The organism is Bacillus sp. NH11B, from assembly GCF_001884205.1.
Taxonomy (GTDB): domain Bacteria; phylum Bacillota; class Bacilli; order Bacillales; family Bacillaceae_G; genus Bacillus_A; species Bacillus_A proteolyticus.
This window is the reverse complement of sequence record NZ_MAOG01000125.1, coordinates 18742-40799: the sequence shown is the minus strand read 5'-3', so window position 1 is coordinate 40799 and position 22058 is coordinate 18742. Positions and strand designations below refer to the sequence as shown.

Here is a 22058-nt window from a genome sequence, read left to right as displayed (position 1 = left end):
AAAAAAAAAAAAAAAAAAAACAAAACTAAGCAAAAAATACAATAAGCTGCCCATATGGACAGCTTATTTACATAATTCTTGAAAGCGGAAGTTAAAAGTTTTTAGTTTCTTGCTCAATTAAAGCACCCGTTACTTTAATTGTATTTCTTCACAATCTTATTTTTAAAAAAGATTTTACTCTTTTTTAAAAATAAAGCCAGTAGTTAATCAACGAGGGTTCAATCTCAATATTTTCTTGATTTAATGATAATAGAAGATGGTCTCCGTTTTTCATTTATTAATTCTGGCATTTTTTCTAGTCCTGTTGGAGTTGACTCTGGCTCAATAATTTTCTCAATTACAAGACCGTTGTCTATAAGAGTATTAATTAATGTTGAAATTGTTCTGTGATATTTAACAACACCATCTATCCACCAATGTTCCTCCCTTTTTCCTTCTTCTTGGTAATTATCTAATGCCCAATGCAATCTGTTTCCATTATTATCCTCAAACCAATTATTCATTTCCTTTCGAGCTGTTACTATTGGATGTTCTGTTGAAAAGATAAATTCACCATCATTTTTTAACAGACCTCTTATTTTCTTAATTAGATGTGAGTAATCTTCTATGTAATGTATAACTAAAGAACTTGTTATTAAGTCGAATTTTTGATTTGGCAAATTAAGTTCTTCTATTGGTACACACATATAATCTATTTTTTCATTTTTGTTATAAATTTCAGCTTGTTCAATCATATTTCTTGAGATGTCCACTCCTATAACTTTCGAGGCACCATTTTCTACACAGTACATAGAAAAATGACCAGTTCCACATCCCAAATCTAATACAGACTTATCTGTAAGATTAGCAATTATAGATTTAATTGCTGGCTGTTCAACAAAATCATTAAAGGTAAATCCAGTTTCACGTAATGACTTATACTTTTTAAAGAAAAACGGATTATCATAAATGTTTTGTTTCATTATATACCTCCTATAATACAATCTATATTTTTTATATTCTAGCGGGCATCCAAAAATTCCTATATTAACCAAAATACACTTCAACTAACCTGCCATTTAGTTGAATAAGGAACAGTGTATATCCTATACATGTTAGGTTGACATAACGTCTCATTATCGGTACTGAAAAAGGATCCTCGATTGAAGATCCTGTTGTACTTATTATCTTCCACAATCGCGCCCGATTGCGGAATAATGATTTAACTTAGTTGGCACCATATTTATTCCTGAGAATCCACTGTTTATTGAATAATCAAACTCTCTTATTGCGATATTAAATATTTTTCTTTGAAGATGGGACTTAATTCACTCCAAATATCAAATTTATTACCATCTAAATCATAAAAAACAAAGTTCTTTCCAGTGTGTCCTCTGTTCTCGATCTCTCCAACTTTTATTTCCTTTTTTATAAAATCATTATGAATTGATTCAAGTGCATTTAAACCATTAACTTCAAATGTTAAAGAGAAGCGCTCTTCACCACAAAAATCGTAAAAATTTAAGCTTTGATTTACTTGGGATTTAACCAGAAAAAAACTTTGGTTTGCGAAGTTAAGAATAGCCTTGTCTTCGTCTTTATAACTTAACTCTGCACCTAATTTGTTTACATACCATTCTGAAGAAAGCTCTACATTGATAACAGGAATATAAATAGTTCCAACCCTCAATAATTTATCTTTCATTCTACTCTCTCCTTTCAGTCATTCAAATAACATTAATAAATATGTTCTCTTTTTATGTACCTATTGCCTTTGAAAATCCCACAATTTTCTTTATGATGTTTCGCTAGTTCCACAGACTTGCTCCATTAAATGACCCTTTAGTTGAAGAAGATCTAAAATGGTTGAATGCATGCTCTATACAAATCTAGTTCACATAACGCACAATTATTAGCAGTTATCAAATCCCCGAAAGCTATTTATGCCAAGATTTTTCCAGTATTCCGTTCCTTCCGCTGTATGCAAGATTTCATACAGCCCTGTCACAACAGCATTTGGCAGTTCAAACCGTTCTCGTAGCCTGCATGAAATCCTGTATATCCTTAGCGTATAAAATCCACGTTTTGTTGGCGAGACCTCAAAAAGAAGCGCGAAACGCACTTCTTTTCTTTGTAATCACTACACATCACATTATTAATATGATTACGGACAAGCCTTCTTGTTACTAAATAATGTTTCTTCAATTCTTGTTATCTAACCCACTTATTTTTCATTACTTTAAAATACAGCTTTTCAAATCCCCTAAAATACTTACTGTAAACGCCTAACGTTTCAATATATGTATGAATAACCTCGTTTAAATCAAAATATTTAGCTTCCCAATACAATCCCCTGTTAACTAAAAGTCTAGTGGTACATTTAATTGATTCTTCAATCGTCAGTTCTTGTTTTTTTAGTTTTTTATGAATGACGGAAAGAGTTAATTTAAGAGAAGCTAATCATTTCCTCTTTATGATTAGCGTTTTAGAATAGCGATTAAAACAAATGGAACAAACGGTAAAATAACTTTATTCCCTAGCTATATGCATTTACTATTTAATAAAACAAAAAAGCATCTTATTGAATAAGATGCTTTTTTGTTTTATTATTTTAGTTTTCCTACTTCAGTTAACACAGTTTCTAAATCTTCCGCTGCTTTATTTAAAGTTTGTACATCAAGCGGTTCAACCTTTGCACCTGCTTCGATTGTATGAAGCGGTGTTTCTAGTTTTTCATATAAATCAGCATTCTTTTCTTTTACTACATCTTCAAACGTTTCCCATGTTTTCTCTAATTGCTCCGCATTGTCTTTTACTTTAGCAGTATCATTTGCCTGTAATTGAGCTTTTAAATCATTCACTGTTTTTTTCATGCTTGTTGCTCCATCAGCAATAGAGACTGCTTGTTTCGCAGATGCCTGCTCCGTAGTTTTCTTGCTTTCATCTTTCTTTTCTCCTTGCGTTCCGCAAGCCCCTAATGCTAGAGAAGTTGCTACTATAACTGGTAAAATTAGTTTACGAGATTTCATATTGTTTCCTCCTATTATGCCTGTTTTTGTTGTTGTTCTATTTTTGTATCCTTATTCTTATTTCTCACTGCAAGTATTACTGCGACAACAAGAAGAATTACTTGCGGAATCGTACTTTCCCATGATGGATAAATCGCGAAAAGGTCTATCGTTCGGATTGAAAGGTGCGTAGCTGGCAATAAACCAGCAAGTTGCAAGCCATGAATACCCATTCCTGTGAATTTAAAACACAAATAAAACATAAGAATACTTGAAACTAAGAAAAATGGACGCATCGGAATTTTCAAGCCTACCTTTAAAATTAAATACGATAGGATGACGAGTATCACTACTCCAATCACAATGCCCATTAACAGACTTGAAAGTTCAATGGAAGATGCCATACCAATGAAAAACAATACAGTTTCTGTTCCTTCACGAAATACTGCAAGGAACGACAAGATCGCTAATGACCATAGACTTCCCGTATTCAATGCATTTGTACTTTGGGTACGAATATATCGTTGCCATTCTGCGATACTAGATTTACTATGAAGCCAATAACTCATGTACATCAGCATCACCGCAGCAAATACCCCCGTCCATCCAGCAATGAGAAAGTTATTACTCCCAAATGCCCCTGCGGAGAAAAGCATATTTACAATCACACCGAGAATGATACTAATCCCAATCCCTGTTCCAACACCAATCCAAATCCATTTGCTTTTTTCTTCATGTCCAGCCTTTTTCAAAAATCCGAGCAACGCTACAACAACTAATAGCCCTTCCAATCCTTCTCGCAATAGAATAGTAGTTGCATCTAACATGTTGTAGCTCGTTTTCTCAACAAGCGGTGCTAAGTAATTACGCATGTCTTCAATTGTTCGTTTAGCCCCTGCTATATCAGGAGAATTGGTAGCAAGCATAGCATACGAAGTAACCATATCACGCTCAGCATCTCCATATATTTTGGAGGACTGTGTCAGCACTACACCTTCTACATCCAACCATGAGGAGCGGAATGTCTCAATATCCTTTTTCGCTCCTTGAACATCATGTTTGTCGATTTTGGAAAGTGAATGATCTAAAAGAGCAATCAAGCTAGCCACATCCGATTTCTTTACACTTCCCTCGTCTTTTTGAGTAGATGTAGCAGAGAACTTACCGGCAATAAATTTATCGTCAACTTCCTTTAACTTTTGAAGTGCCGTCTCTACTTTTTCTTGATTTGTTGGTTGTTGAGCAAACGCAAATTGCACCTGCCCCATTGCATCTTCAATATCGCGATACGCTTGTGAAGATTGTTTTTTAATTCCCTCTTCAATGGAAAGCCACGTGGACCTAAAAGCTTCATATTGTTTGGAAGCCCCATCTATATCCCCTTCTTGTACAAGCTGAAGTGCTTGTATAACGGATTTATTTGCTTTTCCTAAATCATCTGCCGATGTTGCAGCAAACCCATGGAACGGCAAACTTACAAAACCTAATAACACAATTAGTAAAAAGGTATGAACCTTCCACCTCATGCTAACCCCTCATTTCTAGATATAAACAATTTTTCCATTAAATTTAATGTAATTAATATTGAAATTCATTATCACTGAAAGCGCTAACGAAATTATATGTTTTTATATTTTTGATGTCAATACAAAAAGTTATTTGTATGAAATTACCACAAAACTATCCGAATCTTTCATTTTTAACGTGTATGTAATTTTATATCTTTCAAAATAAACAGCTATAATATCCCTTTTCTTTCTATGCCACTTAAAACAATATGTAACTACTTGTACAATTCTATCCCTAACAAAAATAAAAAGGGATATGTACATCCCCTTCTTACAATGGACCTTCAAAAGTATACATAATATCCACCGTCCCATCTTGATGAATACTAATTTTTTGAATTAACGCCTGAAATACATGAATCAAATCTTGCTCTTGGTGTTGCAACTGTTCAAAAGCTTGTTTTATTGTTTTAATATCCATTTGCACAGCATCACTATTTTGTAAAATAAGCAATTTATGAGTCGCTTGCGTTATTTCTATTTCAAGATCGTTCCGTTTTTTTCAAATTCTTCTTTATTAATAAGTTCTTTTAAATACAAATCTAAGAGTGATTTTTTCTTTTGCTGATTTGTACTCATAAGCTGTTGTAACTTTTTTGTCTTTTTCTCTTGCCCCTTCTCAACATTACTTTGAAGCCTTAAAGTAACAGACTCTCCTTTTTCCACTAATAAATTTATAATGAACTGACGAAATTCTCCATATTGAATTGGCACTTGATTTACACAACCATGTTTTCCTGCCCGACGATATTGAGAACACTTTAAATATTTCCATTCTGTCCGCTCTCCAATTTTCTTTTTCACATGAGACTGCACAATTACCATATTAGAACCACAGACTGCGCATTTTGCTAAATTACGAAATTCAATCCAAGTTGTGATTTTCGTTTTATTTTTTTTATTTTTTTTCGATTTGCTTGATTCCATATCTCTTCTTCAACAATCTTAGGGTGATGGTTAGGAAAAACAAACCATTTTTCTTTTGGCTTTCGAATTTGTTTTTTCTTACCACCAACTTTTACTGAAGTATATTGATTTAAAATAAAGGTTCCTTTATAAATTGAACTTTGAAGGATTCTTTGAACTGATGTCATTTGCCAGTTCTTTTTAGTTTTCGACTTTATACCCAATCGATTTAATTCATTTGTTATCTTTTTATATCCCCAACCTTCGAGATACCATTTATACATCATTTGAACAACTTGGGCTTCTTCCTCATTAATCACCAATTTTTGATTTTCACGATTGTATCCATACGGAACTTTCCCAATATGTTCCCCACGACGTACTTTTACTGCTAAAGCTGCCGTAATACTAGACGAAAGCGTTCGACTGTATTGAGCTGAAAATAAAGACCATAGCTCAAATGCCATATCATTTTTTCCAGCCTTTATAGAATAAAAATAACAAATGAAAATAGTCTAACTTTTCCATTGACAATGATAATTATTATCTTTAATATTAATTTGATTTTTCATTAAATTGAGGGGGATATGTATGAAAGTTCGTAAGGTTGTTGGAAAGATTCATTTATACCTGAGTATGATAGCTGGGATGTTTATTGTGCTGATTGGCTTGACAGGGAGCTTACTTGTTTTTAAACACGAATTAAATCGTGTGTTACATCCTGATTTATACAAAGTAACAGAAGGCGAAAAGGTTACTTATCAGAAAGCACTTCAAACTGTATTGGCAGTACATCCAAAGGGTGAGATTCAGCGAGTATATACCCCGGATGAACCAAGTGCTCAAGGTGTTTATTTATTTAATTTGAAAGAAGGAAAGGCAAAACAAGAAGTTTATATCGATCCAGGAAATGGTAGGATCAATGGAGAGTTAGGTGAAAAATCATTTTTTAATCAGGTTGAGGAACTTCATTATCATTTACTTCTTAAGGATTTTAAGGGGAAAGAGATTGTTGGAATTATTGGATTTATTTTCTTTTTTATTATTTTATCAGGTTTATATTTATGGTGGCCGGGGATTAAGAAATGGATGCGCGGATTTGTTATACGCCGAAGCAAGAATTCGTATGTAAAACAATATGATCTACATAGAGTCATTGGAGGTGTTTCAGTTCCGTTTCTGCTAATCGTTTCATTAACAGGTGGTCTGTTGGTGTATGATAAAACAATTTTTGGATGGTTTGGAGCGAAAGCTAGTATGGCACCATCAAAAGAGACACTCATTTCGAAAACGCTTTCAGGAGAGAAACTTCCCCTTGATTACTTGTTGAGTGAAGCGGAAAAAGCAGTACCACAAGGAATAATTATGCAAGTAAGAATACCGGAGAAAGCGAAAAAAGGCAAGGCAGAAGGTGCTGTGGAAATCCGGATGAGCCGTTCATATGATCCGGGGAATGGGAATATAAAGGTATGGATGGACCAGTATAGTGGAAAAGTATTAGCAAAGCTAGACCCAAAAGTAGATAGCGGACTTACATATCAAATATGGCGTCTTCCTTTACATACAGGAACATTTGGGGGACTATTTACAAAGATCTTGTATGTGATTGGTGGGCTTACTCCATCTATTTTAATGTTTACTGGTGTGTATATGTGGTGGTATAAGAAAAAGAAGAAGAGAAAGGGGAAAAAAGCCTCAGTATCTGCAGCGTAATTATATAATTCATATACGAGTAAAAACATGATTTGATGAAGAGCGAAAGCCACACACATAAAGCGACTAAATCCTTTGCTTAATACTTACTTTTTTTATGTAACAATCACTTTTCGTTTCTAAATTGAATATCTAGATATCAAATAAAAAAGGCACCTTGCAATGCAGGGTACCTTTTTTATTTGATATCTCCTTTTTACAGTGAGATTTCCTTATGAGCTTATATTAGCAAATCTCATTTTTTATAAGGCTATTTGTAGTTATATCCTTATAGAAAATGAAAAGAGTTAAAACTTTAACATACTATCTTTCTCATAACCCTAGACCGAGTATATAAGCAATTGAGTTTTAAGTAATCTTCCCCAAAACCGAATACCGCTTGTCCAAAAATAATATTTTCATAGCAGAAAATTAATAACCTTGTAGATTGGATACGTAATTTTTGTGATTCTTCCTGGTCTACATTAAATAAATTGTCTTCTTCTTCGCTATTCGACATTCCAATCTTCATTATTTCATATGGCGGACTGTCACTTGCTTCAATCAATTTATCACACCATTGAATTACTTCAGCTTTACTCCACAACCCACAGCAAATCCCTAAGCCATAAATACGAGTTAATTTTCGAATTAAATCCAAAGTTTCTCACCTACAATTTTTCATATACATTTTTGTTTAATTTTAATCGAAACTTATTTACACTCACATTTACTTGTTTTTTTGTTTCCAAACCCCATTCTTCTTGTGATAAGTATCCTTGCTAGTCATGAAATGAGCTACCAGGAATATAGTATTTCTTACACTTCTTTTTTTCTTTTCTCTCTCCTTTTCTTTAGCAATCTCCTGTAAATCCGCTTTCCATTGTCTTATTAAATCTTTTTTTCGCATCGGACTGTGTTCCCCTTGAATTAAATTAATCACCCGAGAGATATATACACTTTTTAACCCAATTTTCTACCTCATTCATATTACTGTTTATTATGTAATTTACACATAATAAATAGGCACCCGTTATGGGCGCTTAACTTTTCTATCGAAAACAAAGTCAACGTCATCATCTTCATTAATACTTTAAAGTTCACCATACTCATTTCAGTAAAATAGTTTCAAAGTCCTTCATTGTAATATAATGGTACCTTAAATTCATTTTTACTTTATTTGGATATGTACTATTACATGAAAATATGTATTATTCCGTCTAAAAAAGTCTTTTAATGTCGATTGATGTAGATTAAACTTTAAATATGATGGTTTTATATTTTTGCTTCCCCCTCCTCATAGGAGAAATAAAGAGTTGTTGTCATTTTCATACTAGTAAGCGCTTATAAAACATCCAATCATTTCGATATGTAATATTTCATAAAACATTGTAGGTTTATTTTTAAAAATATTCAGGGGAAATAGACGAAATTCAACAGAATAATTTATCAGACGGGGAGAAAATAATTGTATGTATCCAAAATTTATTGATAAAATAGCGTTTTCGAAAGCGCATAAGGAGTTATTAATTAAACTGTATAATAAAGAAATTACAAGAAGCGAGTATAATCAATTGGTAGATGCTTTTTATCGTCCACAACAAAAATAAATATGAAGTACGTGTTTATTGTTTTATGTGTTTTATAATAACAAAGTTCGTTTATATCATTTTTGGGCAAGCTCTTTTGCTAGGTTGATAGGCATATGGCGGTATTCCTACTTCAATATGTTATCTCGAACTTTTTGACACATTGTTTTTCATAGAAATCACACCAGTTCAAAAGGTGTACCCTTTGATACGAAAATAATTTACATGAAATTATTGTAATTTTATTTAAATTATTTAAAATAGAACATTTACATATTAATGATAATCAATTAATTTTAAAGGATCCACAATGGTGATATTCAGTCTTTGTACAATTGGATTATGAAGTAATGTAGTGAAAATAATGAATGGCACAGCAAAAATATATAACTATGTATTATTTATATTTATCTTACCAGCAATAATTTATTCTTTATAAGCTTCTTATCAACAAGGAAAAAACACTAGCTTAATGACAGTGTTTTTTCCTTTATAATCTACCAGGCAATATATTTTATTTAACCCAAAAAGAGCATATTATGATTTTTAAAAATAGAATAGGTACTATTATATCGATTTCAATACCGGTTTTATTGATTTTGTCCATTGTTAATGTTGCATACAAATTTATTTTAACTGAATTTTTTGGAGTCTCTATATTTTTACCTGTATTTCTTTGTCCAATGGGATTTATCCTAGCTATTTTTTCCTATCAAGTGGATAAAAATATTAGAGCGAAAATCGGGATAATATTAAATGTGGTAGTATTTTTGATTCCTTTTATTTGGGTGATCGGAAGAACTATGTAGTTGAAATGTAATCCGGACATATCTCCTATATCACTAAATCTATGAACAAATAAAAAAGGAAGAGAATTTTTATAATTCTCTTCCTTTTTTATTTACGAGAAATTTCGTGTTCATTTGTTGTTTAGTATTTCGAAAAATGCTGTAGAATTTATATCTATCATTATAACAGTATAAAGGATGGTTTTAAGATGCAATATTGCATATAGAAATGTATCGATAACGATGTAATCCTCACAATAATAAAAAACGTAAAGCTGGATTACATCTGAACACATAAGTAGAGGAATAAATAAAATGAAAATCGCAATGGTAAGTTTGAAATTTGTAAGTGGAGCCTTACCATCCGCAGCAGAACTTTTAAGAGACGAATAGCTTCATCTCTTAGGTTCAGTTCAGTGTTAATATCTTTGTCGTGATATTTAACTCCAAGAAGGGAAATCCCACACCAAATGATATTATTTAAGACATTTATGTTAAGCATTTTCGGTCTTCAAAATATTGTGTAGTTTTTCAGCAAACTCTTGATGAAGCTCTGAATTGTAGGCCCCATGATGCCCAGGAAACTCCACAAACTTTGTTCCCAATAGTTCTGTTAGTACAGCCGAACACCGGTAAGCAAAAAATTCTCGTGATGCACTTCCACCAGCTGGAAGCACTTGTATGGATGAAGATTTTAATCTAGCTTTCAACGCATTAATAGCTAGCGAATAGTTTATTATCCCTGGAATTTCATGCTCAACAAAGTACGTTGAATTACTTAAAAGACGCTCTGTTTTCCCATCCTTCGAGTGGCCACAATTGTTAGTATCCACTTCTGAAATTGATAGTAACTTTACAACCTCATTTCGATGATTCTCCTTAAGATATTCCAAGAATTGTTTTGCCTGTACAAGCTCATTGTCATATAAAAGTTGCAATAAAACCGGTTCGTGTGGGATAATCATCCGAATCTGTTCCGGATGTCGTATGCATAAATCGAGTCCGATGATAGCACCAGAGCTACTTCCAAATAGGTACGCTGGTTCATCGGTCAGTTTAGCTAGTAGGCGGTGAGCATCATCACTGTGTGTCTCTACTTGATAATCCTCAGTTCGATTAGCTAGATTGCTACGCGAATGGCCACGTCGATCGTAAGTAACAACAGTATACCGGTCAGCAAGATAATTGGCGACGTTATGAAACTTATCAGCATCACCACCTCCACCATGGATTAAAAGAAGGAGCGGACCTGCACCTCGTACCTCATAATAGATGTTTGCTCCAGGTACTTGCAATGTTCCATTTTTTACTACGCTCATTTGTAGATCTTCCTTTCTTCTGTCATCTCCCTTAACCTTACACGATTGGCGAATGGTATAAAATATAAGGATTAACTATGAAACAAACTCGCCATATGGAAAGGCGTTACTCATCATTTCACCTGTGGCTCCTTTTTATTGACATAAATTATTGTAGTTTAAAGATTAACCCTCCTTATGCAATATTACATATAAAAATCTTTATTGGGTCTGTTATAATTTTAAGAGTAAATTATTCATCCATTAATTTACCCTATCCATATCTATAGTTATGGAAACCCTAATTACATATAAAAAGAGAGAAGAACATTGGTGAGTTCTTCTCTTTTTTTATTTACTAAAGATTACTATTCAAAGTGCTTATTGCAATTGCTTTAAGCTGAATTTTAAATTATAAATTCTGATTTTCATACTTCTTCACGAGTCGATAAAAAGAAAAGAGTGTCTGCTCCTTCAAAAATAAGTTATAAAAGAGTTTTGTTTTCCTGTAACACATTATCTATCCTGCTATTCGCAATCAGTACGCTCCCGTACTGATTAAAGTTTCACTTTATAACCTGTTTGCAATATTTACACGTACCACGCCTCCGATAATAGTAAGCAATCGTAGCACCAAACAGAGCCACTCCCCAAATTGGCCATAATAACTCTGGACCTTCCAATGCCCATCCCCTAAGATCTAGACCCCCTTTATTAATAAACCCCCGGATGTACATCAAACCTGCTGAAGTAATCATAATGGAAACCAGTGAAGCAGGAATAATCGCTAATGAAAGAGGTACACGCCTGCCAGCAATAAATGGAAACCAACGTGGAAAAATTTCGCCCCAAGGCTGAATAAGACCCAGCGTAAGAATCGCCCCTCCGAGCGCTACGGTAGCCAAAGACGCGCCCATTAACCAAATTCCGGGTGAATCACGTTCAAAGGAATCAAGTAATTCTTTGGTAGTTCCCAGTGGAATGCCTAGCGCCCAACACCATCTTGTTATGGAATAACAGATAGGAATTATAATGGCAATGCAAGTGCACCATTTCCCCCAAGATGCTGCTGAGGATTGTGATGCCCATTTAGAGGGATTACTATTTCGGCCACAATAAGGACAAGCATCTCGCGTTTGACGTTGATAGACTAAAGCAGTCGCACTCCATAGAAATGCGCCTAACATACTAATATATTGATTTACAATCGTCCAGTACATCATCTGTTCAAAAAATTTCACTCCATGTGGAAAATCAAATGGTGCTCCAATCAAAAAAATAAATCCATATGCTGCTGACGCCAAGACACGGTAGTCAATAACTGCAAATAATAGAATTGCTACTAACATATACACAAACATAAGTAATACTATTCGTAAAAGTCCCTTGCCCCAGCCACAAATCATCATGACAGCTACAATGACTCCCATTAATCCAAATCCAACCATTATAGGTGCACCAGTTTCAGGCCTCAGACCAGCTAGCATTGAGTATTCAGATTGTGGATCTCCGATTCCAAATGGAAAACCCTTTCCTTCCAAGGTCCAATACTGACCTAATATCAAATACATCAACGACCAAACAACCGCCGTATATCCAATCCATTTGGGCCAAAATGATAACCATCTAAAAGTATGAATTCCGGTTTCGCTTTTTTTCTCAGTATTTGACATCGCGAATGAACAACTCCTTTTAATAAAAAGTAATAATGCTAAAGCCTTCTACAATATTTACACTGTCCTCGCCTTCTTTGATAGTAAGCGATAGTCGCTAGCCCAAATGCTATTCCCCATGGAAGCCAAAATAGTGAAGCCTCTAATTCTCCCCATTTTTGGATAAGTGCCAATGTCAGAATGGCACCGCATATAGGTAATTCACTGATACCAATTTGATAGCAAAAAATCCCGCTTTTCATTCCTATCTTTCAATGCACCTTGTGAATAGTGATCATTCGGCCGTCGTATATGATTTAATTAAAAAAAACATATTCTTCAACTCCCCAGTGTATATTGATGAATAAGTTCATATTATGATAAGAAAGTTAATTTGAAACGGACCTCCAGAACTGTTTATAAACAGTTCTGGAGGTCCATTTAGAAAAGAAATTCCATAATCACAGTTGTAAGGTAACAAACTGGAAATATTGAGCGATAAAAATACCAATTCCGCATAATGGAATTGGTACGAAAAATCTTCTAATCTATATTAATTACTTTCTTTCTCTATAGAATTATACTTGTGTTACACAAACTCACTATTATGTTCATATTTATTTTTTAAAATAAACAGCACCAAAATTTTCATTAAATCTCTTACACCAAATAGAAACTGAACCATATACACTTACATCTACCCCTTCAGGAATTTCGTAGTTTTGGTCTCCTTTATTTCCCTTTAATTTTCCCAATTCAATATACTGATAGTTTTTCACATCTTCATTATTTTTCAAACGATTCGTAGGAACTAATACAACTCGCACATCCGGCCCATTAGATGTTGCAAAATTAGAAAGCCTTAAAACACGTTTTCCATCTGCTAATTGATGAATTTTTGCCGTTCCAGTTGTTTCATGGACACCGTTTTGAAACTGTCCTTCACTTATTACTCGATCACTTTGTTGCTTTGCTTCAGTTGATTGTACCTCTGTTTGTGGCAATGCTTCATTCACGTGCTTATCAATAAATAATTTCTCTGGCCTGAACAATGACCATAAAATCCCCAATATAATTATCAAACAACCTATAAACCATACATATTTTCTTTTCATAAAGTAAAAAACCTCCTGTAACATACTGTGTAGTAGTATGTTAACAAGAAGGTCTTTCATTTTTCTAACGTAAATGTTACAAAAGTCTTTCAGCCGTCTTATTTTTTTATGATGTGATGGGAAGAGTAAACCAAAATTCACTTCCCTGCTTACCATCTGCGCGATTCCTCACACCAATTTCTCCTTTATGCATTTCAATCAATGATTTTGCTATAGCTAATCCAAGACCGGATCCTCCAGATTGCGAACTTCTTGATCTATCTGTTCTAAAAAAACGTTCAAATACGCGTAATTGATCATTTGGAGAAATTCCCATCCCTTCATCTCGCAAAGTGAATTGGACCTGCTGAGTTTGTTTATTTTCCTCTACAGTCAATTCAATTGTTCCAGATACAGGAGAATATCGAATTGCATTATGTAATAAATTACCTATGACCCTTTCTATTTTACAAGGCATAATCAAAAGTCGAGGTAATATATCTGGAACATCCAATTGCACATGGATTTGTTTGTCTCCTAATAAGACAGAATGTGACTCTAATACATCTAATAGGACTTTATCTAAATGTGTGAAACGTGGGTGAAAATCTACTTGCTCAAACTCTAACTTTGAAAGATCAAATAAGTCGTTAATTAATCCACTTAACCTTTCTATTTCTTTTAATATCGTCGCTAAGTATTGCTTTCTCATTTCAGGATCTTCAATCAGGTTATCTTGTAATGCTTCTATCATCAATTGCATGCTAGCCATAGGAGTTCGTAAATCGTGTGAGATATTGGTAATTAGCTCCTTACGGGATTTTTCCTGTTCCTCTAATTTAGTAAACCCTTCTTCTAATTTTTTTGCCATCTGTTGAAAGGCAGTTGCTAATTCTTTAAACTCCCGTGGTTCTTGCCCAATTATATACATCGTTTCAAAGTGTCTATCACTAAATTGTTTCGTCAATTTTATTAAATTTTGTATAGATCTCATGATAGGACGTGTCATTAACCAATAAATAAACGTTGAAATAATGAATGCCACAAATGCGATTACTGTTAATAACCGCGTTTGTTCCGGTTCAAGTAACATTTTCGTCTCACTATACCATATAGCAATTACCATAATACTGGTACTTAATAAATTCATGAGTAACAATTGAATACGTAACCTCACGCTTCATTTCCCCCATTTGGCTCAAAGCGATATCCTATACCCCAAACCGTATGAATCCAACGATTCTTTATTGTATGCTTCTCGAGCTTTTCTCGTAAACGACTCACTAGCACTGTAACTGTGTTTGATGCCCCTTCATGTCCAAAATCCCAAATTAGTTCAAGAAGCTGCGAGCGAGAAAATACTTGTTTTGGATGCTTTGCCATGAGATAAAGTACCTCAAACTCTTTCACCGTTAACTCCACTTCCTTATCACAAACAAGTACATATCTTGTCTTTGGATATATTTTTAAATCTGGAAATTCTATTACTTCCAATAGAGATTCTTTTGCTTGTATCGGTACCTGGCTTCCTCTTCTAAGTATAATTTGGATCCTTAATACTAATTCACGAGGAGAAAATGGCTTTGTTAAATAATCATCTGCCCCCATTGTTAAGCCTAAAATTCGATCCCTTTCCTCTCCCTTAGCAGTTAACATAATAATAGGGACATTTGATTGTTGACGAATTTCCTCGCATAATTCCCATCCATCTTTTTTCGGCATCATCAAATCTAATATAATTAAATCTGGTTGATGCGTAAGAAATACATCCCAACCTTCTTTGCCATTTACAGCGGTATATACTTCATATTCTTCTCTTTCTAAATACCGTTTGCAGACTTCTCGAATATTTGCTTCATCTTCTACGATTAAAATTCTTTTCTTCATATACTATCCTCACTTCTTTTTCACCAATAACAAAAAAATTTATTTTTTCTATTATCCAATAAATATATCTTTATAGGTAAAGATGTAAAAACTGATCGCATCAATAAATCAGAATTCCAGATTTCGGCCTCTAAACGAACGAAAATTCTGAATAACATTTATGTAATTCAGATAGTAATCTTAACATTTGATTACTTATATGACTAGATAAGTAATTAAAATAGTAGTATCTAAATCATATAAATTAAAAGGAATGAGTCCGATTCAATATCGAACTCATTCCCTATTAGTAGCCTAAATTTTTGTATCTAACTTTTCGGATTCAGTTCATTACCGGTTCTTTTTTCAAACTTAGCAACAGAACTGTTACCTATTACTGAGCTCTTGATAGATTCCATGCTATAGTATCAGTTCCATTCTCTCCATTACCATATTTCATATAATCGATTAAATATCCCACCTTTAACTTGTTACCATTAGATAGTATGTTCCATTGCTTATGGTGTCCAGTGAAGTTCTTTGGATATGCATGATTAAATTTAAAAGTACTTGCGTTCTGTTTTTGATCTAAATGGATATAACTATCTTGAAGTTTTAAATATGCGTAATCTGAATAAATAGGACCTTGGAATTTAATTAATACCTCTTCATCCTTTTTAATTGGTTTTCCAGGTTTAGGTTGACCTACTCTTTCAATAATTACATTCACTTTTTCATCGCTAGATTTCTCAGCCCAAAGATACTCCCATTTATTCCCGGCGTGATGACTTCCCCAATAAGCTGTATTTCCATATGAAGCTACAGTATAAGGAACTCCTTCTGTAACAAATTCACCTGAATTATCTACTACATAATCTTCGAATTCTTTATTAGCTTTAATCTCTGCATCAATCTTTTGTGTAGGCGTTAGATTGTGTGCGTCATTAATTTCAAATGTAACTTTTCTGTGCGCTGCAATTTCAGATTTAATAGGGTGTATATTTTCTCTAGATTCATATGTATATCCATTCTCACGTTTAACTAGTGTTACTGTTTGTGAAGGAGCATTCCATTTCTTGCTATAAGTAGTAGGAATTTCTTTGCTCACACCAAATAAACCAGGTAAGATTGATGCCCGAATCTTTTGCGTAACAGGATCATAACTACCCTCTACTAATGTTGGTTGTTGTAGTTTTGCAAAAGCACCGTGTACAGAGTCTTTATGTAAATAACTGCGATCCCCCTGTCCCGCTTTTAATGCGTTCAATGCATCAGTTCCATTATTATCTGAAACCACTGATACTTGATTATTACTTTTAGCCTTGTTTACAATATGTTTTACTTTATTCATATCTATATTAATATGTTGAAAAACTTCGTTATAGGATAAGACTGGCTTATCAGCAAGGGGTTTATCTTTAGGAGTATATATCCTAAACTTTGGTATATTTCCTATATCTGTTTCTAATTGTTCTGTAGCTGCATTTACTCTAGATTCATATCTCCCTGAATCTCCTAAATGCATTACTTCTTCACCTTTTTCGATGGATAAATCCATTGTACTTGTAGGTAAAACTTCAATCGAAAGAAGTTCCCCTTGTTCAACAGCTTTCAATTCATCCAGTGATAAGACAATATTCGCATCTGCTTGTCCCTCTAAACTGTCAATTACTACTTCTGTTTTATTCCGTCCACCTTTTTCTGTACTTAAATAGTTTGCCTTATAACGATCTTGTGTTGCCTTTACAGTATTAATAATTTTGTTTCCTAAACGAATATTAAAATGAGGCGAAACATTTTCAGCGGATGCTGTGCCTACATTCTTATATTCCAAATGTACCCGTAATTTTGCTGCGTTCGCTGTATCCACAGTTGTTGCGGTAGACCAATCAAAATTATTTGTATAACTCTCCGTTTCAGTAGTTGTTTTTGAATATCCGTATCCCACGTTTGCTGAAACACCTCCGGAAGGAACAGGACCGGCTGCTGAGCCTTCTACACCACCTGATCCACTTAGACCTACATTAAATGAATGTTGTGTTGATACGCTTTTTTCCCAACCTCTGCTAACAGATCCGCCATTATTATCCGTAATGGTTGCAATAGGAATTACTTCAATTCTTTTGACACCAATTTGTAAATTTGGCATATTGGCAACTATCGGATTGAAATTAGTATCAGAATCATTATTATAATTCTCAACCTCATACATATCAGTAAAAGGATCACCATCCGTATTTGCATTCATAGGATTCGATATAAATTTTGGTTTCCCTTTATCCTTCTCGGGATCCCATGCTTTCGCTTCATTTTTTCCAGTTTGTGAATTGAATTCAATTTTATATCCATTAATCTCTAAGTCGTTAGAAATACCATCTTTGTCCCAATCGTTGTTTGCCATTTCAATGTTTTGTGTAATGAGCGAACCTATTTCCCCATCAGATCCGAGCGTGAAATTCTTATCTTCCTTTTTTGCATTTGTATTCTCTTTGAATATTTCAACTGTACTTCCTGGATTCGGTTGTTTCACATCTGCTAAAGCCGGAGATGCTAAAGTCAGTGCCATCGATATACTACCTAATACACTAAGTGCTGGCTTCAATTTTTTCATTGTTATTTTTCCTCCTTGGTTTCTAAGTGCGTTAGAACACCTACTAGTAAGATTAATTTCATCATATATAACAAATCTTTCATTTCTCTCTCATAGCTGTTAAAAAAGTCTCTCGTAAATATTACAAAACACTTACAGAGCTTTGTAAGGCTATATAATCTGTATATAAAACATCAAAAAAGCAGTAAAATGAACAATCGATTACACTATATACAAAAAAGCAGCTAGCCAAAGCTAACTGCTCACTAAAAATAAATTTAGTTTTTAGATATGTCCTTAACTCGATAATCTTCTAAAGTGTTTACCGTAGCAGAACTCTTTTGTTGCTCATTACTCATTTTTATTCACAATTCCATTATATGGTTTATTATGAAATTTCAGCAAAAGAATCTATTGATTTTAAAATGTACAAATAGGAAGCGTGACTTCAACTATAGTTCCCTTATTCACTTCACTCTCAATAAATACCTTTCCTTGATGTTTTTCGATAATTTTATAACAGATCATTAATCCTAAACCAATCCCCTCTTCCTTAATACTATAAAAAGGTTCTCCGAGATATGGTATACGTTCTTTTGGAATCCCGCACCCTTGATCGATAAAACGAATGCTTATTTGATCATTTTCAAGTTTATCAATTTGAATCAGAATTTCCCCTCCTGTTGGCATGGATTCAATTGCATTTTTAAAAATATTAACAAACACTTGTTTTAATTGATTTCCCTCACATGGAATCAATGGAATACCAGGTGTAGAATCGATTCTAATTTGTATATTATTCATCATTGCTTGAGGTTGCATTAGCATTAAAACTTGATCCATTAGCACACTAATATCATTAGGTTGTATCTTTACCACCTGTGGTTTGGCTACCGCCATAAATTCATTTGTAATACTTTCTATACGCTCAATCTCTGATGATACTATATTTATATACCCCTGATTATTCTCATTTTCCGTTGATTTTAGTAATTGCATAAACCCTTTCACTGCTGTTAATGGATTATTGATTTCATGAGCCATTGCAGTCGCTAATTGTCCTACGACAGCAAGTTTTTCAGATTTTCGTAGTAATTCTTCTGTTTTTAGCCGTTCAGTGATATCACGAGAAATACTTAGGAAAACTTCTTTACCATTTAAGTTAAAAACACGGACACTAAACTCAGTTGTTATTATTTTTCCTGTTGGAAAAGCATATTCATCTTGCAAAATGAAGGAAGTTTGTCCCTCTCTAATTTTTTCTAACAACCTTACAATCATTGGTGAATCTTGTGGTACAGCATTTGGAAACGGTAACGAGAGCAGTTCTTCTCTACTATATCCAAACCTTTCACAACCAACAGGGTTTACCTCAATAAATCGACTTGGAACACGATCCTCATTCAGCTCCACTACATATACCGCGTCAGTTGCTTGTTCGATTAGTGCACGGTACTTCATTTCACTATCTCTTAATTGTTGGTGTAATCGATGCCGTTCTCTTTCTGCTTGTTTTCTTTCAGAGATGTCTCTACATATTGCTGATAAAGCTATCACATTTCCTCTTACATCTAGTATAGGAGAAACCGTCAGACTGACATCAAGAAGACTTCCATCGTTACGTTGTCTAACAGTTTCTAATCTAGTAACTACGGATTCCTTTGTTAGAATTTTCTGAATGTTTATGAGTGATTCATCCATTAAGAAATCTGGTACACAAGGTAATCTCTTACCAATAATTTCTTGTGATGACCACCCAAATATATCTTCATAAGCTTTATTGGCTTGTAAAATATGCCCTTCTCGATCAGATATGGTAATAGCATCTACATTATGCTTTATAAATGATTCTAGTAATTCCTTGGTAGCTCTTAATTCTGATTCTACCTTTTTCCTTTCGGTTATATCTACTGTAGAACCAACAACTTCAATAACTTGTCCATTCCGTTTAATCGGCCTAAGCGCAATAAGAATAATTGTTTTATCATTTGGCCAGGGTAATTCAAATATAATTTCTTTCCCTTCCCATGCCTGAAGATAATACTTCATCAATTGTGGAACTAAATGTGGAGGAACAATAGAAGCATCAATAGTGCGTAGGCTTTTTCCTACCACCTGTTCAGAATAGAATCCGTTTTGATAATAGAACTGTCCATCACATAAAGTGTGTATAAAGTGCTTACCCACTTTTTTAAATTTAAAAATCCCCCCTTGAAGCTCATGTACGGTATCTGTGAGTTCTTGCTTCGATTTTTTTAATTCCCGATTCATTTTAGATAAGTCCCGTGTTAAATAATACAATTTTTGGTAAGCTTCCATAAGAAATAGCCCAATTAAAAGTCCTAAAGATATATATAATAAGCCTTCAGTGTAAAGCAATGTAGTATTAAAGAATACACCAACTAACCACTTTATTCCGGCAAAAACAGAAAAATATAAAGATGCACTTTTAAAAGGATGAAGGTTTTTAAAATATATTTTAAAAGTAGTAAATAGGATACCCATACCTAAATAAGCGATCACAGGTGGTTCCCAATACCCACCAATGTAAAAGATACGCATTATAATAATGCTACTTAACGTAATCCAACCAGCAGTACGACCAAAGTAAATAAAAGATAGAATAAGAGGAACAACTCGAAGATCGTAGGAAAATCCCATGTACGGAAAAGAAAAGAACATCAAAGTAATTGCGATAATCCCTCCATAGAATTTTTCGAAATACCACCTGGAATGAATTGTAAATACTTGAATGAATATTGCTGCGCTAACTAATAAAGAAAAAATAGATAGATTGATGAAATAGTCTTTAATAATCATGTAATGTCCCTCCTTGCATTAAGTGTATTCGACAAAAAAGCAAAAATTCCTACAAAAAATATAAACGGTTCAGGTGCAAAAAATTCAAAATACATGTAAGTAATCTCTAAATCTTGGACATACTGATACTGTTACTCTAAAAAGATGCGCAATCGGCATAAATATTGAAGAATTTGTACTTCTTACAAAGATATTCTTCTTAAAGGATATCGACATGAGATTAACATTTCACAAAAAGTATCAAAATGCAGACCCAAACTGAGATTGATATATCAACAGACATTAACATGTTAACCTTCGAAAGAATAAAAATGTTAACTTTATGTCAACTCCCCTTGATAATAAGAAACTAATACTACATGGATAAACCATAAGTTTATTAGAACAAGAATTGAAATATATAATTTGTAGAGGTTAAAAACATCAATAAATACAATGATTCCCTATTAAAATACAAAGAATGTTTCCTTATATTTTAATAAAGTAATATATTTAGCGTAAATAGTTTTTGGTAACATGTAACTTAGAGATTCTCAATCCACTATTAGATATCCAATTAAAGATTTAATACTTCTTACAAAGATATTCTTCCCGCAGATTATTGATATGAGATTGACATTTCGTGAATCCGGATTAAAATACATAGCAGGAATGAGATTGACATATCAATAGGTATTAACTTGTTAGCTAACAATAAATAAGAATGTTAATCTCATGTTGACTATACTTAGCAATAATGAAAACAAGACATTAACAAAACATCTATAAAACCATGGCTTTATTAGGCCGAAAATTGAAATACGAAAATCCACACTAGTTAAGAATTGCGCTTTATAAACTACTAGAAGTTTCAAGTAGAAAAATCACTAAGAAATACAGACTATCAAACAAAGCAGTTCTCATTATAGTTAATTCAATCAATAAAATAATATTAATTTGAGCAAAATTACTTTGTAATATACGGCTTAGAGGTCTCAAATCTATTCTTGGGCAAATAATAAAAAGATCGTTATTTTAAATGTATCAATCCTTTCTGTAAGTATTAACATGAGATTAACATTGTGCATAGTTGGATCAAAATACTCATCATTAATGAGATTAACATATCAATAAACATTAACATGTTAATCCTCGGAACGATAATATTGTTAATCTCATATCAACTATTCTTGATTATTGTGATAACAAGACATTGACAAAACATCAAT

The 22058-nt window shown here is 33.4% G+C and carries 16 protein-coding genes and 3 pseudogenes; 3 read left to right on the top strand and 16 right to left on the bottom strand.

Annotated elements, in window-relative coordinates; all coding sequences use genetic code 11:
- Positions 1-224: 224 nt before the first annotated feature.
- From BAU27_RS23115 to BAU27_RS23085, 6 genes and pseudogenes are all read right to left on the bottom strand, one after another.
- A complete protein-coding gene (locus BAU27_RS23115; protein WP_071772074.1) occupies positions 225-962 on the bottom strand; it encodes a class I SAM-dependent methyltransferase in 738 nt (245 codons plus the stop codon).
- 302 nt (positions 963-1264) lie between these two features.
- Positions 1265-1684: a VOC family protein gene (locus tag BAU27_RS23110; protein WP_071772073.1), complete on the bottom strand. Its 420-nt coding sequence runs from the start codon at positions 1682-1684 to the stop codon at positions 1265-1267.
- Positions 1685-2190: 506 nt separating this feature from the next.
- Positions 2191-2433, bottom strand: a pseudogene (locus BAU27_RS32975) (protein kinase); the annotation flags it as partial.
- A 152-nt stretch (positions 2434-2585) separates the two neighbouring features.
- Positions 2586-3008 carry a hypothetical protein gene (locus BAU27_RS23095; RefSeq protein WP_071772071.1) on the bottom strand — a complete coding sequence of 141 codons (423 nt, stop codon included), beginning with the start codon at positions 3006-3008 and terminating at the stop codon, positions 2586-2588.
- Positions 3009-3022: 14 nt separating this feature from the next.
- Positions 3023-4513 carry an FTR1 family iron permease gene (locus tag BAU27_RS23090; protein WP_071772070.1) on the bottom strand — a complete coding sequence of 497 codons (1491 nt, stop codon included), beginning with the start codon at positions 4511-4513 and terminating at the stop codon, positions 3023-3025.
- Positions 4514-4826: 313 nt separating this feature from the next.
- A pseudogene (locus BAU27_RS23085) lies at positions 4827-5973 on the bottom strand (recombinase family protein).
- Between the two features lie 79 nt (positions 5974-6052).
- On the opposite strand from BAU27_RS23085, the gene BAU27_RS23080 reads away from it, so the two are divergent.
- Entirely contained in the window at positions 6053-7174 is a 1122-nt protein-coding gene (locus tag BAU27_RS23080; RefSeq protein ID WP_071772069.1) for a PepSY-associated TM helix domain-containing protein, read from the top strand.
- 430 nt (positions 7175-7604) lie between these two features.
- Here BAU27_RS23080 and BAU27_RS23075 read toward each other — a convergent pair.
- A pseudogene (locus tag BAU27_RS23075) lies at positions 7605-7814 on the bottom strand (protein kinase); the annotation flags it as partial.
- A 69-nt stretch (positions 7815-7883) separates the two neighbouring features.
- A complete protein-coding gene (locus BAU27_RS23070; protein ID WP_071772068.1) occupies positions 7884-8063 on the bottom strand; it encodes a hypothetical protein in 180 nt (59 codons plus the stop codon).
- Between the two features lie 562 nt (positions 8064-8625).
- On the opposite strand from BAU27_RS23070, the gene BAU27_RS32425 reads away from it, so the two are divergent.
- Together BAU27_RS32425 and BAU27_RS32970 are read left to right on the top strand one after the other, a co-directional pair.
- Entirely contained in the window at positions 8626-8763 is a 138-nt protein-coding gene (locus BAU27_RS32425) for a hypothetical protein (RefSeq protein ID WP_170961062.1), read from the top strand.
- Between the two features lie 518 nt (positions 8764-9281).
- Complete coding sequence (locus BAU27_RS32970) at positions 9282-9551, top strand: hypothetical protein (protein ID WP_071772067.1); 270 nt, start codon at positions 9282-9284, stop codon at positions 9549-9551.
- 473 nt (positions 9552-10024) lie between these two features.
- On the opposite strand, the gene BAU27_RS23060 is transcribed toward BAU27_RS32970, so the two are convergent.
- From BAU27_RS23060 to BAU27_RS23025, 8 genes are all read right to left on the bottom strand, one after another.
- Complete coding sequence (locus BAU27_RS23060; RefSeq protein ID WP_071772066.1) at positions 10025-10849, bottom strand: alpha/beta fold hydrolase; 825 nt, start codon at positions 10847-10849, stop codon at positions 10025-10027.
- Between the two features lie 545 nt (positions 10850-11394).
- Positions 11395-12501, bottom strand: a complete 1107-nt coding sequence (locus BAU27_RS23055) for a hypothetical protein (protein WP_071772065.1) — start codon at positions 12499-12501, stop codon at positions 11395-11397.
- Between the two features lie 38 nt (positions 12502-12539).
- Positions 12540-12743, bottom strand: a complete 204-nt coding sequence (locus BAU27_RS23050; protein WP_071772064.1) for a hypothetical protein — start codon at positions 12741-12743, stop codon at positions 12540-12542.
- Between the two features lie 354 nt (positions 12744-13097).
- Positions 13098-13595 carry a DM13 domain-containing protein gene (locus BAU27_RS23045; protein WP_071746654.1) on the bottom strand — a complete coding sequence of 166 codons (498 nt, stop codon included), beginning with the start codon at positions 13593-13595 and terminating at the stop codon, positions 13098-13100.
- Positions 13596-13701: 106 nt separating this feature from the next.
- Entirely contained in the window at positions 13702-14751 is a 1050-nt protein-coding gene (locus tag BAU27_RS23040; protein ID WP_071772063.1) for a sensor histidine kinase, read from the bottom strand.
- On the bottom strand, positions 14748-15461 hold the full coding sequence (locus tag BAU27_RS23035) for a response regulator transcription factor (RefSeq protein ID WP_071772062.1): 714 nt from the start codon (positions 15459-15461) through the stop codon (positions 14748-14750). The genes BAU27_RS23040 and BAU27_RS23035 overlap by 4 nt, the downstream gene beginning before the upstream one ends.
- 373 nt (positions 15462-15834) lie before the next feature.
- Entirely contained in the window at positions 15835-18051 is a 2217-nt protein-coding gene (locus BAU27_RS23030) for a binary toxin-like calcium binding domain-containing protein (RefSeq protein ID WP_071772061.1), read from the bottom strand.
- Between the two features lie 399 nt (positions 18052-18450).
- Positions 18451-20850: a PAS domain S-box protein gene (locus tag BAU27_RS23025; protein ID WP_071772060.1), complete on the bottom strand. Its 2400-nt coding sequence runs from the start codon at positions 20848-20850 to the stop codon at positions 18451-18453.
- Between the last annotated feature and the right edge of the window lie 1208 nt (positions 20851-22058).

Bases quoted from the DNA above. Each gene is read 5' to 3' on its own strand.
- BAU27_RS23025 (WP_071772060.1), bottom strand. From the start codon at position 20,850: ATGATTATTAAAGACTATTTCATCAATCTATCTATTTTTTCTTTATTA.
- BAU27_RS23050 (WP_071772064.1), bottom strand. From the start codon at position 12,743: ATGAAAAGCGGGATTTTTTGCTATCAAATTGGTATCAGTGAATTACCT.
- BAU27_RS23080 (WP_071772069.1), top strand. From the start codon at position 6,053: ATGAAAGTTCGTAAGGTTGTTGGAAAGATTCATTTATACCTGAGTATG.
- BAU27_RS23070 (WP_071772068.1), bottom strand. From the start codon at position 8,063: ATGCGAAAAAAAGATTTAATAAGACAATGGAAAGCGGATTTACAGGAG.
- BAU27_RS32970 (WP_071772067.1), top strand. From the start codon at position 9,282: ATGATTTTTAAAAATAGAATAGGTACTATTATATCGATTTCAATACCG.
- BAU27_RS23055 (WP_071772065.1), bottom strand. From the start codon at position 12,501: ATGTCAAATACTGAGAAAAAAAGCGAAACCGGAATTCATACTTTTAGA.
- BAU27_RS23110 (WP_071772073.1), bottom strand. From the start codon at position 1,684: ATGAAAGATAAATTATTGAGGGTTGGAACTATTTATATTCCTGTTATC.
- BAU27_RS23115 (WP_071772074.1), bottom strand. From the start codon at position 962: ATGAAACAAAACATTTATGATAATCCGTTTTTCTTTAAAAAGTATAAG.
- BAU27_RS23030 (WP_071772061.1), bottom strand. From the start codon at position 18,051: ATGAAAAAATTGAAGCCAGCACTTAGTGTATTAGGTAGTATATCGATG.
- BAU27_RS23095 (WP_071772071.1), bottom strand. From the start codon at position 3,008: ATGAAATCTCGTAAACTAATTTTACCAGTTATAGTAGCAACTTCTCTA.
- BAU27_RS23060 (WP_071772066.1), bottom strand. From the start codon at position 10,849: ATGAGCGTAGTAAAAAATGGAACATTGCAAGTACCTGGAGCAAACATC.
- BAU27_RS32425 (WP_170961062.1), top strand. From the start codon at position 8,626: ATGTATCCAAAATTTATTGATAAAATAGCGTTTTCGAAAGCGCATAAG.
- BAU27_RS23045 (WP_071746654.1), bottom strand. From the start codon at position 13,595: ATGAAAAGAAAATATGTATGGTTTATAGGTTGTTTGATAATTATATTG.
- BAU27_RS23090 (WP_071772070.1), bottom strand. From the start codon at position 4,513: ATGAGGTGGAAGGTTCATACCTTTTTACTAATTGTGTTATTAGGTTTT.
- BAU27_RS23035 (WP_071772062.1), bottom strand. From the start codon at position 15,461: ATGAAGAAAAGAATTTTAATCGTAGAAGATGAAGCAAATATTCGAGAA.